This window comes from Zavarzinia sp., assembly GCF_049306435.1.
Classification (GTDB): Bacteria; Pseudomonadota; Alphaproteobacteria; order Zavarziniales; family Zavarziniaceae; genus Zavarzinia.
The window spans coordinates 16,299-30,487 of record NZ_JBAQRT010000229.1 but is presented as its reverse complement, the minus strand read 5'-3'; the positions used below and the strand labels follow the sequence as shown (position 1 = coordinate 30,487).

Below are 14,189 nucleotides of genomic sequence, written 5' to 3'. Positions count from 1 at the left end.
CGCCGACGCCGGGCAGGGCGCGCAGGGTCGCGACCAGACGCGCCGCGCCCGGCACCTGCTCGAGGCGAAGGGCGGGGGCGTAGCGGCGCAATACCGCCTGCTCGACGGCGTCGATGTCTTTATCGGTCACGGGCCGCCCCAGTTTCCGCCCGAGGATTTCGCGGGCGATGCCGCGATCGGTCGAGGTCCGGTAGCGCGACCAGTCGGTATCGAGGGCATGACCATGCAACTCCGCCCAGGCGGCGGCGAGGGCGGCGTCGTCATGGCCGGTCGAGCGGATCAGCGTGCCGTCGATATCGAGGAGGACGAGGAGAGTCGACATGGTGGCGGCAGGATAACCGCCTTTCGTCAGGCAATCAGCAGCCACAAGGCGAAAAGGCCAAGAAAGACCAGGACCCCGCCCCAGAGATAGGGATGAAGGCCCCGGCTGGCCCCGTCGTCAGCCATGACGCAGCTCGATGATGGTCGGCTTGCCCGTCGCATCCGGCTGATAGTGATGGGTGAAGACCGCCCGCGCCTCCTCGAAGGCGGCGAGGGGAAAGTCGTCACCGACCTCGAAACCGTCGATGCCGCAGCGGATCATATGCGGGATCTGGTCCCACAGCACGTCGCCCACCGCCCGGATCTCGCCGTCGAAGCCGAAACGCTGGCGTAGCTGGACGGCATGGGAATACCCCCTTCCGTCACGGAAGATCGGGAATTCCAGGGCGACGAGGGCGATGCGGCCGAGATCCTCGGCGACGCTCGAAGGCGCCTCGTTCGATTTCAGGCGCAGGCCCAGCGGCGCGTTGCGACCGACCAGCTTGTCCCGATCCGCCCGGAAGCGGTCGAGGGAGACGACGACGGCCTTGCCCTCGGGCAGTTCGTCGTCGTCGGCGACATGGGTCCAGTCGTCGGCGACAGTGGAGGCGTTCTTAACGAGCTTCATAAAGCGCAGCCTTGAACGGGGCGAGGCCGACCCGACGGTAACAGTCGAGGAAGGTTTCGGCATCGCCGTGACGCAGGGACAGATAGGTTTCGATCACGGTCTCGACCGCGCCGACGATCCGCTCCGGCGGGAAGCCGGCGCCGGTGATCTGGCCGATCGAGGCATCCTCCGCGCCCGAGCCGCCGAGCTGGAGCTGGTAGAGCTCCTTGCCGTGCTTGTCGACGCCGAGAATGCCGATATGGCCGACATGGTGATGGCCGCAGGCGTTGATGCAGCCCGACATCTTGATCTTCAGGCTGCCGATCGCGTATTGGCGCTCGAGATCGGCGAAACGCTGCTGCAACTCGTCGGCGATCGGGATCGAACGGGCATTGGCGAGATCGCAGTAGTCGAGGCCCGGGCAGCAGATGATGTCCGAGATCAGGCCGATGTTGGCGCTGCCGAGGCCGGCGGCCGACAGCTGCTTCCACACGGTATAAAGGTCGTCCAGCTTCACATTGGGCAGGACGAGGTTCTGCTCGTGGGTGACGCGCAATTCGTCGAGCGAATAACGCTCGGCGATATCGGCGACCGCGTCCATCTGGTCGGCGCTGGCATCGCCCGGGGCGACGCCCGGCGCCTTCAGCGAGACCGAGACGATGGCGTAACCCGGCACCTTATGGGCGTGGACATTGGTGCGCACGAAGGTGCGGAAGCCCTTGTCCTCGAACCTGCGCGCCTCGAAAGCGGTCGAGGTCGCGGGCAGCGTCTCGTAAGCGGGCGGGGCGAAATAGGCCTGGATGCGGGCGATTTCCGCGTCCGGCAGTTTCACCGTGCCCTGGCTGCGGGCGAATTCCTCGTCGACGAGGGCGGAATATTTCTCCAAGCCCATTTCATGGACCAGGATCTTGATCCGCGCCTTGTAGATATTGTCGCGCCGGCCCAGCTCGTTGTAGACGCGCAGGCACGCCGTCGCATAGTCGAGGAGATCGGCCTTCGGCACGAAATCCCTGATCTTCTTGGCGATGATCGGCGTCCGGCCCATGCCGCCGCCGATCCAGAATTCGAAACCGGTCTCGCCCGCCGCGTTACGCACGACGCGGATACCGATGTCGTGCAGCTTGATCGCCGCGCGGTCATGTTCGCTGCCGGTGACGGCGATCTTGAACTTGCGCGGCAGATAGGAAAATTCCGGATGGAAACTCGACCACTGGCGGATGATCTCGCACCAGGGGCGGGGGTCTTCCACCTCACCGGCGGCGACGCCGGCGAAGGGATCGGAGGTCACATTGCGGATGCAGTTGCCCGAGGTCTGGATGCCATGCATCTCGACCGTGGCGAGATCGGCCAGGATATCGGGCGTGTCGACCAGACGGGGCCAGTTGTACTGGATGTTCTGCCGCGTGGTGAAATGGCCGTAGCCCTTGTCGTACTTGCGGGCGACATGGGCCAGCATCCGCATCTGCCGGGGCGACAGCGTGCCATAGGGAATGGCGACCCGCAGCATATAGGCATGGAGCTGGAGATAGAGGCCGTTCATCAGGCGCAGCGGCTTGAACTGGTCTTCGGTCAGCTCGCCCTTCAGGCGGCGCCCGACCTGACCGCGAAACTGGGCGACGCGCTCGTCGACGGCCTGCTGATCGAATTCGTCATAACGGTACATGGGCGTGCCTTGCGTCAGCGGGGCAGGGCAGGCGCAGGGGCCTGCTTGCCGAGGTCGGGACGGTTGGACGGGCCGGCGGCCCTGATCCGCTCGCGCACGCTGGCGGGCAGGATCCGGCCATCCTCGACCGTGACCGGCATCAGATAGGCGCCGACGACGAGGCGCGCCTTCACGGCGGTGGCGGCGGTCTCCGTCAGCTGGCCTTCCGCGCCGACATCGACCGCGACGAGGGCCGATGCCAGGTCCTCGACCCAGGGGGCCGCCTTGCCGATATAGACGACCGCGCCATCGTCCAGCCTGTTCGCCGTCAAAACCTTCATATCCACCGGGTCCGTGTAGTAAGGACACGGTGATACGCTGCGCCCACGCGAAGGTCAAGGCCGCGTTGGACAACCAGATAAATATCAAATAAATTATGTTGAATAAATGTTGCGCCGCGAATTCGGCGCAACGCCTTGATTTTTCGTCTATTTGAACAGTTTGGCGCTGGTCCGGCTGCTGGGCGTGATGCGCTTGGCGCAATCCGCTATGGCGCCATCGGTATTGCCGCAACTCATGACGTCGTTGATCAGCACGCTGCCGATGCGACCGCAGTCCTGGCCGTCGATGTCGAACAGCTTCACCGTGGTCTTGCCCGATGCGACGGGGGCGAGGCTGGCGGCGACGCGCTTTTCGATCACCTGGTCCTGGTTGAACAGGATGAAGTCCAGCTTCAGGTCGGTGATATCCGGGCCGCCGGGATTGGCGATCACCAGATAGACACGGCAGGCGCCGGCCTGCGGCTCCAGCTTGTTCAATTCGACGGTGATCGGCTCGGCCACGGCGGGCGCGGCGGCCACGGCGGGTTGGGTGGTGGGGGCCGGCGCCGGGGTCTCGGCGGCGGGAGCCGGGGTCTGGGCGGCGGCGGCGAAGGAGGCCAGGCAAAGGGCGACACAGGCCAGCGATCCGGTCGGGAAATTCATACGGTCCTCGCAATGACGAAGCGAACGGGCAGGAGGATGCCGCCATGCCCCGGTTCGGCGCAAGCATGGCGCCAGAACGGTCCGGCGAAAATAGGGCGATCGAAATATCCTTTTCGCCAGGGAAAGCCATGTCCCCCCGTCCAGGGGGAGGGGGCATCGGCATTTCCGTTCACCACTGGGTCTGCGGGGCCTTGACCTGCGTCATGAATGTTATGTTATAACGTATCTGAATTTGGGGAGGCGGAATACGCCATGTCGTCCATCCATCCGACCATGCTGAGCCTTGGGGCCGGGAGCCGCCTTGCCATCGTCGCCGGGCTGATCGTGCTCCTGTGGGGCGCCGTGCTGTGGGCGCTGTGATGGTCGGGCCTCGCCTTGCCGCCATCGAGGTGCGGGACCTGACCGTCGCCTACGACCGTCACCCCGCCGTGCATCATCTGTCCTGCCGCTTCGAGCCGGGATCGCTGACCGCTGTCGTCGGGCCGAATGGCGCCGGCAAGTCGACCCTGATCAAATCCATCGTCGGCCTGCTGCGCCCGGCCGAGGGCCGGATTTCCATGGGGGCCTTGCGCCGCCAGGACATCGCCTATCTGCCTCAGCAGGCGGACATCGACCGCAGCTTTCCGATCACCGTCGCCGATACGGTCGCCCTAGGTCATTGGGCGCGGGTCGGCATCTTCCGGGCGATCGGCCGTCCGTTGCGTGACAAGGTGGGCGAAGCGCTGTCGGCTGTCGGACTGGAAGGTTTCGAGCAGCGGCCGATCGGCTCCCTGTCGTCCGGCCAGTTCCAGCGCGTGCTCTTCGCCCGCCTGTTGTTGCAGGACGCCGGCGTCATCCTGCTGGACGAGCCGTTCAACGCGATCGACACCAGGACGACCCAGGACCTGCTGGATCTCGTCGGCCGCTGGCATGGCGAGAAGCGGACGGTGATCGCCGTCCTGCACGACATGGATCAGGTGCGCCAGTATTTCCCCGACACGCTGCTGCTGGCCCGGGAACTCGTCGCCTGCGGCCCGACGCCGGACTGCCTGACCGCGGGCAATCTTCTCGCCGCGCGCCGCATGTCCGAGCGCTGGCAGGACGACGCCGCCGTCTGCGCGCCCGAGAAGCGGCGGGCATGATGGCGCTCTGGTCCCTGCTGTTCGAGCCTTTCGCCGATTTCGCCTTCATGCGGCGGGCACTGGTCGCCTGTTTCGCCCTGGCGCTCGGCTGCGGCCCGGTGGGCGTTCTCCTGATGCTGCGGCGGATGAGCCTGATCGGCGATGCCATGAGCCATGCGGTGCTGCCGGGCGCCGCCATCGGCTTCCTGATCGCCGGCCTCAACATCTGGGCCATGGGGCTGGGCGGTCTCGTCGCCGGCATTTCCGTCGCGCTTCTGTCCGGCCTCGTCACCCGCAACACGATCCTGCGGGAAGATGCCAGTTTCGCCGGCTTCTACCTGATCTCGCTCAGTCTCGGTGTGCTGATCGTCTCGACAAGGGGCTCCAACGTCGATCTTCTGCATGTCCTGTTCGGCACGATCCTCGCGGTCGATGACGCCGCCCTGCTGACGGTCGCGGGCATCGCCTCCCTTTCCATCGCCGTGCTGGCCCTCATCTACCGGCCGCTGGTCGTCGAATGTTTCGATCCCGGCTTCCTGCGGGCGGTCGGCGGCGGCGCGGGCTCGATCTTCCATGTCGTCTTCCTCGTCCTCGTCGTCGTCAATCTGGTGGCCGGCTTCCAGGCCCTCGGCACCCTGATGGCGGTCGGGCTGATGATGCTGCCGGCGGCGGCCAGCCGCTTCTGGGCGCGGGATGTCTGGTCGATGGCGGCGGTCTCGATCGGCATCGCCATGCTGTCGGGCTGGATCGGCCTGCTCGTCTCCTATCACCGGGACCTGCCGTCCGGCCCCGCCATCGTGATCACGGCCGGTGTCGCCTATGTCGCTTCCATCGTCCTCGGGCGGGAAGGCGGCGTTATCTGGCGCTATATGCCGCGCCGTCATCTGGAGGCTTGAGACCCATGCTGCTGCGCCCGTTCCTCCTCGCCCTCGGGCTTTCCACCATCGCCACCGCCGCGCTTGCCGAGCCGGTGAAGGTCGTCGCTTCCTTCTCGATCCTCGGCGACATGGTGGCCAATGTCGGCGGCGATCATATCGCCCTGACGACCCTGGTCGGCCCCGATGGCGACGCCCATGTCTTCCAGCCCAGCCCGCGCGACGCCAGGGCGGTCGCAGGCGCCAATCTCGTGATCATTTCCGGCCTCGGCTTCGAGGGCTGGATGGAGCGCCTGACCGAAGCCGCCGCCTACAAGGGCAAGGTGGTGGTCGCCAGCGCCGGTGTCACCCCCCGCGAAATGGCGGAAGAGGAAGAGGGCCACGCCGAGGACGGCCACGACGATCACGGCCATGGCAATATCGACCCGCACGCCTGGCAGGACCTGTCGAACGGGCTGCGCTATGTCGACAATATCGCCGCCGGCCTGATCGCCGCCGATCCCGCCAATGCCGACGACTACCGCGCCCGCGCCGCCGCCTACCGCGCCAGGCTCGGGGCGCTGGACGCCAAGGTGAAGGCCGCCATCAATGCCCTGCCGGCGGAGCGGCGCAAGATCATCACCAGCCATGACGCCTTCGGCTATTTCGCCGCCGCCTATGGCCTCGAGGTTCTGGCGCCCCAGGGTGTCTCGACCGAATCGGAGGCCTCGGCCAAGGGTGTCGCCCTGCTGATCAACCAGATCAAGGAGACCAAGGCCCCCGCTGTCTTCCTCGAAAACGTGACCGATCCCCGCCTGATCGAGCAGATCGCCAGGGAGACCGGCGCGCATATCGGGGGCACGCTTTATTCCGACGCACTCTCTGATGCATCTGGCGACGCCTCTACCTATATTGCGATGTTCGAACACAATGTGGCCATGCTGACGGCCGCCTTGGGATCATAATCGCTGGAGTGCGTTAGATGAATCAGGTCCCCGTGACCGTCCTGACCGGCTATCTGGGCGCCGGCAAGACAACCTTGCTCAACCGGATCCTGACCGAGCAGCACGGCAAGCGCTATGCCGTCGTGGTCAACGAGTTCGGCGAGATCGGCATCGACAACGACCTCGTCGTCGAGACCGACGAGGAAGTCTTCGAGATGAACAACGGCTGCATCTGCTGCACCGTGCGCGGGGACCTCATTCGCATCCTCACCGGCCTGATGCGCCGCAAGGGCAAGTTCGACGCCATCCTGATCGAGACCACGGGCCTCGCCGATCCCGCGCCCGTCGCCCAGACCTTCTTCGTCGACGAGGATGTCCAGGCCAAGGCCAAGCTCGACGCGGTCGTCACCGTGGTCGATGCCCTGAACATCGAGGCCCGCCTGAAGGACAGCAAGGAAGCGCGCGAGCAGATCGCCTTCGCCGACGTCATCCTGCTGAACAAGACCGATCTCGTCGCGCCCGCCGACCTCGACCGGATCGAGGGGATCATCCGCGGCATCAACAAGGCCGCCGAAATCCACCGCACCACCAACAGCCAGGTCCCCCTCGACCGCGTGCTCGACCGGGGCGCCTTCGATCTCGACCGCATCCTGGCGATCGAGCCCGATTTCCTCGAAGGCGGTCATGTCCACAGCCACAACGAGGACATCACCTCGGTCTCCTTCACGCAGATCGATCCCCTCGACGAGAACAAGTTCAACCGCTGGATCTCCCATATCCTGCAGACCAAGGGGCAGGACATCCTGCGCTCCAAGGGCATCCTGTCCTTCGCGAACCAGGACGATCAGTTCGTCTTCCAGGGCGTGCACATGCTGCTCGACGGCGATTACCGCCGGCCCTGGGCGCCGGACGATCCGCGTATCAGCCGCATCGTCTTCATCGGTCGCAATCTCGACGTGGCGGCGCTGAAGGCCGGATTCGAGGCTTGCCGTGCCGCCTGAATTCCCTGATTTCCAGCCGGAAGACGTTTACGCCGACCGCCTGCCGCCGAGCCGTGTCGATTGCTATCCGCAGGAAGCCGGCATCATCGCCCTCGCCATCGACGGGCGGGACCGTATCGGCTTCGCCTTCGACGATGGCCGCATCGCCGTCGGCGGCCTCGATGCCCCGGCCGAATTCGTGGCACTTGAGGGGCATGACGGCGTCTCCCTCGCGCTCTGCGCCGGGCCGAAGGGTGGTTTCGTCTCGGGCGGGGACGACGGAAGGGCCGTCCTGATCGCCGCCGACGGCGCGCTGACCGAGTTGCAGGCCCCGGGCAAGGACTGGGTTCATGCCGTCGCCGCCTCGCCCGCTTCGGGGCTGATCGCGCTCGGCGTCGGCAAGACCGCCCGCGTCTTCGATGCCGCCGGCAAGGCGCTGGGGTCGACCGCGCCGGTTGCCTCGGCTGTGACCGGCGTTGCCTTCAATCCCAAGGGCAAGCGCATCGCCGTCGCCCATTACGGCGGCGTCTCGCTCTGGTACGCCGGGGGCCTGACCGGCACGCCGAAGCTCCTGCCGTGGAAGGGTAGCCATGTCTCCGTGACCTGGAGCCCGGACGGCCGCTTCGTCGTCACCGGCACCCAGGACAAGGAATTGCACGGCTGGCGCGTCGAAGACGAGGTCGACATGCGCATGTCCGGCTATGCCGCCAAGGTGAAGAGCTTTTCCTGGTCGGCGGACGAGCGTTGGCTGGCCTGTTCCGGCAGCCCGCTGGTGACCGCCTGGGACTTCATCGGCAAGGGCCCGATGGGCCGCCCGCCGCATCAGTTCGGCGGCGCCGAGGAATTCCTCGCGACCCATGTCGCCGCCCACCCCAAGCTGCCCGTGGTCGCCGCCGCCTTCGAGGACGGACGGATCGAGATGGGCCGTTTCGCGGTCGAGGGTCAGGTCCTCATGAAGGAGGTCGGCGGCGGCCTGCCCACCGGCCTCGCCTGGACCGCCGACGGCGGCCGCCTGCTGATGACGACCGAGGACGGCGAATTTTTCGTCGTCGACCTCGAAGACCTCAAGGTCGCGGCGAAAGAGCAGAAAAAACGGAAATAGGGTTTGCCCACCTCACCCCCCGTCCTCTCCCCCCGCAAGCGGGCGGAGAGGGGGCCATTTCTCCCTCTCCGCCCTTCAGGGGGGAGAGGGCCGGGGTGAGGTGGGGGCGCCACTCTCCTACGACTTCGGCGCCGCCAGCAGCTTGTCGATCGCGCCCGACAGCCCCGTGGGGCTGGTGATGGCGGAATAGGTATCGACGATCTGGCCGTCCTGCCCGATCAGATATTTGTGGAAATTCCAGCTCGGCACATGGTCCGCGCCAAAGCTCGTCGCCGCCCATTTGTAGAAGGGATGGGCGTCCTTGCCGATCACATGGGTCTTGCCCGCCATGGGGAAGTCGACGCCATAGGTCAGCTCGCAGAATTCCTTGATCTCGGTGTTGGAGCCCGGCTCCTGATCGAAATCGTCGGAGGGCACGCCGATGACGACGACGCCCTTGTCCTTATAGGCATCCCATAGGTTCACCATGCCCTTGTACTGGTCGGTGAAGCCGCAGAAGGACGCGGTATTGACCACGACCAGCACTTTGCCCTTGTAGGCGGCGAGGGGCAGGGGGCCGCCTTCCAGCTTCTCGAAAGTGAAGTCATAGGCGCTTTCGGCCAGGGCCGGCATGGCGCCGAGACAAAGGGCGAAGGCAAGGGCGAGGGCTTTCATCGGGGCAACTCCGCTGGACTTTCGCCCATGGTGAGGCATCGGACCCGCGGGGCCAAGCCGCGCCGTCCCGCCCGCTGGCTATCCGTGGTCGTGGCCGCAGGGCTGGAAGGTTGCCGCCTCGTCCAGCGCCGTCTCGCCGAGTTTGCGATAGAAGCAGGTGCGGGCGCCGGTGTGGCAGGCGGCGCCGGTCTGGTCGACGATGGCGAGCAGCGTGTCGCCGTCGCAATCGACGCGCAGTTCGTGCAGCACCTGGACATGGCCCGAGGTATCGCCCTTGCGCCAGAGCGACTGGCGCGAGCGCGACCAATAGGTTACCCGCCCGCTCTTCACGGTTTCGATCAGGGATTCCCGGTTCATCCAGGCCATCATCAGGACCTCGCCGCCCTCGCGCGCCTGGGCGATGGCGGGAACAAGGCCGTTGCCGTCGAATTTCACCGCCGACAACAGGGCCTCGATCGCGGCATCCGTGGGCATCGACACTCTCCGCTGTTACAATATCACACCGACTTGTAGCATCCCGGGGCGGAGCAGGTATAGTGGCAGGCGATGATGCACGACCATGATCACGACCATTGCGTCGCCGAAGCCCTGACCCGGGCCGAGGCGATCTGCGCCGACCGCGGCGCCCGCCTGACCGAGCTGCGCCGCCAGGTCTTCGAACTGGTGCTGGGCAGCCACCGCCCGGTCGGCGCCTATGACCTCGTCGCCCGCCTGGGGGAGAGCGGCGGCAAGCCGGTGGCGCCCCAGACCGTCTACCGCGCCCTCGATTTCCTGATCGAACAGGGCCTCGTCCACCGCATCGCCTCGCTCAACGCCTTCGTCGGCTGCAGCCACCCCCAGGTCGCCCATGCCGGCCAGTTCATGATCTGCACCCGCTGCCAGGAAGTCGCCGAACTCGGCGACCCCGCCGCCGTAACCGGCCTGATCGACCGCGCCGCCGCCCAAGGCTTCACCGTGCAATCGGTCTCGGTCGAGCTGACGGGCGTATGCGCGGCGTGCCGGGGGCGGGGGTAAGGCGGTTTCCGTGCCTTTCGCGCGGTGTTACCCTGTACTCACTTTGTAACACATGAGGGCGACGACATGAGCGAGGCAACCTTCACCTTCCGGGTCGATGCGGACCTGAAGCAGGAATTCGCCACGGCCGCCAAGGCCCGCGATCGCACCGGGGCCCAGCTTCTGCGCGATTTCATGCGCGATTTCGTGCAAAAACAGCAGGAAGCGGCCGAGCATGACGCCCGGTTTCGGCGCCAGGTGCAGGCCGGCCTGGATTCCGCGAACGCGGGCCAGCTGGTGCCCGCCGCCGAGGTCGAGGCCGGATTCGCCGCCCGCCGCGCCGCCACGCGCCGCCGGCTTGCCACCCCCGAATGATGGAATTGCGTTGGACGCCAGAAGCGATCCAGGACCGCGAAACCATCTACGACCATATCGAGGCCGACAATCCCGTCGCCGCCCTGGCGCTCGATGAGTTGCTGGGGGAGCGGGCCGCCCGTCTTGTCTATCAGGTCGAGGATCGAGCGTTGCTGGTTCTCGTCGTCGCTGTCGGCAAACGCGAGCGCAACGAAGTCCATAGGATCGCGGAGCGCCGCTAGAATCGCGGGGACGCCATGATCTTCACGGTCTCCCCGATCTCCCCCTAGTCCAGCCGGAGTATGCCCCGCCTGCCCGCGCCCGGCACTCTCCCCCTCGGGCCGATACGTCCGGGGGAAGCAGGTTTTGAGCACATCGCTGGCGGGGCGGACGGCCCTTGTGACCGGGGGCAGTGGCGGTATCGGGGCGGCGACGGCGGGGCGGTTGTTGCGGGATGGCGCCGCCGTCGTCCTGATGGCGCGGCGGGAGGCGGAGCTGGCGGCGGCGCGGGCGCGGTTGCTGGAGACCTGTCCGGGGGCGGTGATCGCCGTTTCGGCCGGGGATGCGCTGGTGCCCGGCGATGTCGCGCGGGCGGTCGAGGTCGCGCATGGCCTGCAGGGCCGGCTCGATTTCGTCATCGCCACGGTGGGCGGCAGCATGGGGCATCGGCCGCTGGTCATGCATGATGTCGACAGTTTCCGGGCGGTGATCGACCGCAATCTGACCACGGCCTTCATTGCGCTTCGCGAGGGCGTGCCGCGCATGGCCGAAGGGGGCGGGGTGGTGTTTGTTTCGTCCGTCTGCGGCGAGGTGCCGTCGACCTTCCTCGGGCCTTATTGCGCGGCCAAGGGCGGGCTGGAATCCCTGGTCACCGTGGCGGCCAAGGAATGCGCGCGGCTGAAGATCCGGGTGAACGCGGTCCGCCCCGGCATGACCCGCGCGGCGGGCGTCACCTCCATGTTCGGCGAGACCATCATGCGCGAGCGGGCCAAGGAACTGATCCCGCTGGGCGGGCCGGGCGATCCGGCGGCGGTGGCCGAGGCGATCCGTTTCCTGGCCGGGGCCGACTGGCTGACCGGGCAGAGCATCGCGGTCGATGGCGGCTCGGAACTCGCCTTCAACCGCGCCTGCGACAATGCCGATGCCGAATTGTTCGGCAAGACCTGGCCCGCGCCCTGGTCGGACGCGGTCTGAGGCTTCAGTCCGCCGCCGCCATGCGGGCGAAGCCGGCGGCGAGGTCCTCGATCAGGTCGTCGATGTCCTCGAGGCCGGCATGGAAGCGGAGCAGGGGACCGTCCGCCTGCCAGCGGGTGGCGCTGCGCAGGCTTTCGGGATGCTGGGGCACGCAAAGGCTCTCGAAGCCGCCCCAGGACCAGCCCATGCCGAAGAATTCGAGCCCGTCGAGGAAGGCGGCGAGCTTCGCGCGGGAGACGGGGTGGAGCAAGGCGCCGAACAACCCGCTCGCCCCGGAGAAATCCCGCTTCCAGAGCGCATGGCCCGGATCGTCGGCCAGGCCCGGGTGCAGCGCGCGGGCGACCTCGGGCCGCGCCTGCAGCCAGCGGGCGAGGGCAAGGCCCGTCTCCTGATGGCGGGCGAGGCGGACCGAGAGGGTGCGCAGGCCCCGCTGGGTCAGATACATGTCGTCCGGCCCGGTCCAGATCCCCATGTCGCCATGGGCCTTGACGATCAAGGGCAAGGCCTCGGCATTGGCGCTGATCGTGCCGATGAGAACATCGGAATGGCCGACGATATATTTCGTCGCCGCCTGCACCGAGACATCGACGCCGAGCCTTATCGGCTTGAAGAAATGGGGCGAGGCCCAGGTATTGTCGATCACGGTCCAGATGCGGTGATCCGACGCCTTCGCGGCCGCGACGATGGCCGGCACGTCCTGCACCTCGAAGGTGAGGGACCCCGGGCTTTCCATGAAGATGACGGCGGTGTTCGGCCGGATCAGGCCGGCGATGCCGGCGCCGATCAGGGGATCGTAATAGGTCGTCTCGATGCCGAGCTTGCGCAGCACGCCGTTGCAGAAATTCCGGCTGGGGCCATAGCAGCTATCGACTATCAACAGGTGATCGCCGGTCTTCAGCAGGGCCAGCAAGGTGATCGAGACCGCCGACAGGCCGGACGGGGTGAGCACGCAGCCCGCGCCGCCCTCGAGCGCGGCGACGGCGTCCGACAGCACGAAACTGGTCGGCGTGCCGCGCCGGCCGTAGGTCACGCGATGCGGATCGGCCGAGGGCTTCTGCGCGGCTTCCAGCGCGTCGAGGGTCGGGAACAGGATGGTAGAAGCATGATAGACCGGCGGATTGACCGCGCCCTTCTGGTCTTCCGGGTGACGGCCGGCGTGGACGATCTCGGTGTCGGGGCGGTGCTGGCGGCTCAAGGCGGGCTCCTCTTGGACGGATCCGATTGATAGCGCATGTCCCCGCGCCTGTCGCCACGGTCCGATCGCACAAAGATGAGGCGATGGCGGGAAACCTTTGTTTGCGGCGCACAAATATTGACCTTTGCGGCTTGGCAAGGCGCTGGAAAGGTTGTTAGCGTGTGTTGGGGCCGAATTGCATCGTGACAAGATCGACGGCCCGCAACAGCCAAAGGGGGCTTTCTGACATGAACAAGCTGAGCCAGTTCACGATCGGCGCGCTGCTCGCGCTCGGTACGGTGACCGCAGCGCAGGCCGGTACGCTCGACGACGTGAAGAAGAAGGGTTTCGTCCAGTGCGGTGTCAGTGCGGGCCTCGCCGGCTTCTCCGCACCGGATGACAAGGGCAATTATTCGGGTATCGACGTCGACGTGTGCAAGGCCGTGGCCGCCGCCGTCTTCGGCGATGCCACCAAGGTGAAGTTTACCCCGCTGACCGCCAAGGAGCGCTTTACCGCCCTGCAGTCCGGCGAAGTCGATCTGCTCTCGCGCAACACCACCTGGACCCTGAACCGCGATACGGCTCAGGGTCTTTCCTTTGCCGGCGTCACCTATTACGACGGCCAGGGTTTCATGGTGCGCAAGTCGCTGGGCGTCAAAAGCGCCAAGGAACTCGACGGCGCCTCGGTCTGCACCGAAACGGGCACCACGACCGAGCTGAACCTTTCCGACTATTTCAAGTCGAACGGGCTGAAGTACACGGTGGTCGCGCTGGGCTCCAACTCGGAAGCGGTCGCCGCCTATGATTCCGGCCGCTGCGACGCCTATACCACCGATGCCTCGGGTCTCTACGCCACCCGTATCGCGCTGGCGAAGCCGGACGATCACATGGTGCTGCCCGAGATCATCTCGAAGGAGCCTCTCGGCCCCGTCGTCCGCCAGGGCGACAGCCAGTGGTTCAGCGTCGTGAAGTGGTCGCTCTTCGCCCTGGTCGCGGCCGAGGAATATGGCGTCACCGCCGCCAATGTCGATGAACAGAAGGCGTCGTCTGCCAACCCGGAAGTGAAGCGCCTGCTCGGCGCCGAAGGCGAATTCGGCACCCCGATGGGCCTGCCGAACGACTGGGCCTACAAGATCGTCAAGCAGATCGGCAATTATGGCGAGATGTTCGACCGCAACGTCGGCGCCGGTTCGCCGCTGAAGATCGACCGTGGCATCAACGCGCTGTGGAACAAGGGCGGCCTGCAATACGCCCCGCCGTTCCGTTGATCGGCAGCGTGTGACTTGAGGGAGTCGCGGCGCATCGCAA

At 66.5% G+C, this 14,189-nt stretch carries 18 protein-coding genes; 10 read left to right on the top strand and 8 right to left on the bottom strand.

Translation table 11 applies throughout. From position 1 onward, the window contains the following. The 5 genes from WAZ62_RS13490 to WAZ62_RS13470 form a co-directional block, all read right to left on the bottom strand. The coding region (locus tag WAZ62_RS13490; RefSeq protein WP_422644057.1) for a hypothetical protein at window positions 1–322 on the bottom strand (322 nt) is incomplete at its 3' end. A 117-nt stretch (window positions 323–439) separates the two neighbouring features. Next, entirely contained in the window at window positions 440–928 is a 489-nt protein-coding gene (locus WAZ62_RS13485; protein ID WP_422644056.1) for a DUF934 domain-containing protein, read from the bottom strand. Then, the gene (locus WAZ62_RS13480) at window positions 915–2,570 is read right to left on the bottom strand and encodes a nitrite/sulfite reductase (RefSeq protein WP_422644055.1); all 1,656 of its coding nucleotides are present in this window, start codon (window positions 2,568–2,570) and stop codon (window positions 915–917) included. The genes WAZ62_RS13485 and WAZ62_RS13480 overlap by 14 nt, the downstream gene beginning before the upstream one ends. A 14-nt stretch (window positions 2,571–2,584) precedes the next feature. Continuing rightward, window positions 2,585–2,881, bottom strand: coding sequence for a DUF2849 domain-containing protein (locus WAZ62_RS13475; protein WP_422644054.1), 297 nt, complete (start codon window positions 2,879–2,881; stop codon window positions 2,585–2,587). A gap of 156 nt (window positions 2,882–3,037) precedes the next feature. Continuing rightward, window positions 3,038–3,532, bottom strand: coding sequence for a Tat pathway signal sequence domain protein (locus WAZ62_RS13470; RefSeq protein WP_422644053.1), 495 nt, complete (start codon window positions 3,530–3,532; stop codon window positions 3,038–3,040). 359 nt (window positions 3,533–3,891) lie between these two features. Between WAZ62_RS13470 and WAZ62_RS13465 the strand changes: the two genes are divergently transcribed. From WAZ62_RS13465 to WAZ62_RS13445, 5 genes are read left to right on the top strand one after another with little or no spacing between them, the layout of a single operon-like run. Beyond that, window positions 3,892–4,653 carry a metal ABC transporter ATP-binding protein gene (locus WAZ62_RS13465; RefSeq protein ID WP_422644052.1) on the top strand — a complete coding sequence of 254 codons (762 nt, stop codon included), beginning with the start codon at window positions 3,892–3,894 and terminating at the stop codon, window positions 4,651–4,653. Next, window positions 4,653–5,528, top strand: a complete 876-nt coding sequence (locus tag WAZ62_RS13460) for a metal ABC transporter permease (protein ID WP_422644058.1) — start codon at window positions 4,653–4,655, stop codon at window positions 5,526–5,528. Before WAZ62_RS13465 ends, WAZ62_RS13460 begins: the two co-directional genes overlap by 1 nt. A gap of 5 nt (window positions 5,529–5,533) precedes the next feature. Next, window positions 5,534–6,451, top strand: coding sequence for a metal ABC transporter substrate-binding protein (locus WAZ62_RS13455; protein ID WP_422644051.1), 918 nt, complete (start codon window positions 5,534–5,536; stop codon window positions 6,449–6,451). Window positions 6,452–6,468: 17 nt separating this feature from the next. Next, complete coding sequence (locus WAZ62_RS13450; protein ID WP_422644050.1) at window positions 6,469–7,431, top strand: CobW family GTP-binding protein; 963 nt, start codon at window positions 6,469–6,471, stop codon at window positions 7,429–7,431. Next, complete coding sequence (locus tag WAZ62_RS13445; RefSeq protein WP_422644049.1) at window positions 7,421–8,512, top strand: WD40 repeat domain-containing protein; 1,092 nt, start codon at window positions 7,421–7,423, stop codon at window positions 8,510–8,512. Before WAZ62_RS13450 ends, WAZ62_RS13445 begins: the two co-directional genes overlap by 11 nt. A 117-nt stretch (window positions 8,513–8,629) precedes the next feature. Here the strand turns inward: WAZ62_RS13445 and WAZ62_RS13440 are convergent, their stop codons facing one another. Together WAZ62_RS13440 and hisI are read right to left on the bottom strand one after the other, a co-directional pair. Then, complete coding sequence (locus WAZ62_RS13440) at window positions 8,630–9,166, bottom strand: glutathione peroxidase (RefSeq protein WP_422644048.1); 537 nt, start codon at window positions 9,164–9,166, stop codon at window positions 8,630–8,632. Between the two features lie 78 nt (window positions 9,167–9,244). Further along, window positions 9,245–9,640 carry a phosphoribosyl-AMP cyclohydrolase gene (gene hisI, locus WAZ62_RS13435; RefSeq protein WP_422644047.1) on the bottom strand — a complete coding sequence of 132 codons (396 nt, stop codon included), beginning with the start codon at window positions 9,638–9,640 and terminating at the stop codon, window positions 9,245–9,247. A 72-nt stretch (window positions 9,641–9,712) separates the two neighbouring features. Here hisI and WAZ62_RS13430 point away from each other — a divergent pair, with 72 nt between their 5' ends. From WAZ62_RS13430 to WAZ62_RS13415, 4 genes are all read left to right on the top strand, one after another. After that, window positions 9,713–10,180: a Fur family transcriptional regulator gene (locus WAZ62_RS13430; RefSeq protein WP_422644046.1), complete on the top strand. Its 468-nt coding sequence runs from the start codon at window positions 9,713–9,715 to the stop codon at window positions 10,178–10,180. A gap of 66 nt (window positions 10,181–10,246) precedes the next feature. After that, a complete protein-coding gene (locus WAZ62_RS13425; RefSeq protein ID WP_422644045.1) occupies window positions 10,247–10,534 on the top strand; it encodes a CopG family ribbon-helix-helix protein in 288 nt (95 codons plus the stop codon). 5 nt (window positions 10,535–10,539) lie between these two features. Continuing rightward, window positions 10,540–10,755 (top strand): type II toxin-antitoxin system RelE/ParE family toxin, encoded by a 216-nt coding sequence (locus tag WAZ62_RS13420; RefSeq protein WP_422644044.1) that lies wholly within the window; start codon window positions 10,540–10,542, stop codon window positions 10,753–10,755. A 124-nt stretch (window positions 10,756–10,879) separates the two neighbouring features. Then, window positions 10,880–11,707: an SDR family NAD(P)-dependent oxidoreductase gene (locus tag WAZ62_RS13415; protein WP_422644043.1), complete on the top strand. Its 828-nt coding sequence runs from the start codon at window positions 10,880–10,882 to the stop codon at window positions 11,705–11,707. A 4-nt stretch (window positions 11,708–11,711) separates the two neighbouring features. Here WAZ62_RS13415 and metC read toward each other — a convergent pair whose 3' ends face one another. After that, on the bottom strand, window positions 11,712–12,902 hold the full coding sequence (gene metC / locus WAZ62_RS13410; RefSeq protein ID WP_422644042.1) for a cystathionine beta-lyase: 1,191 nt from the start codon (window positions 12,900–12,902) through the stop codon (window positions 11,712–11,714). A 227-nt stretch (window positions 12,903–13,129) separates the two neighbouring features. Here metC and WAZ62_RS13405 point away from each other — a divergent pair, with 227 nt between their 5' ends. Then, window positions 13,130–14,149 (top strand): amino acid ABC transporter substrate-binding protein, encoded by a 1,020-nt coding sequence (locus WAZ62_RS13405; RefSeq protein WP_422644041.1) that lies wholly within the window; start codon window positions 13,130–13,132, stop codon window positions 14,147–14,149. Window positions 14,150–14,189 lie beyond the last annotated feature (40 nt).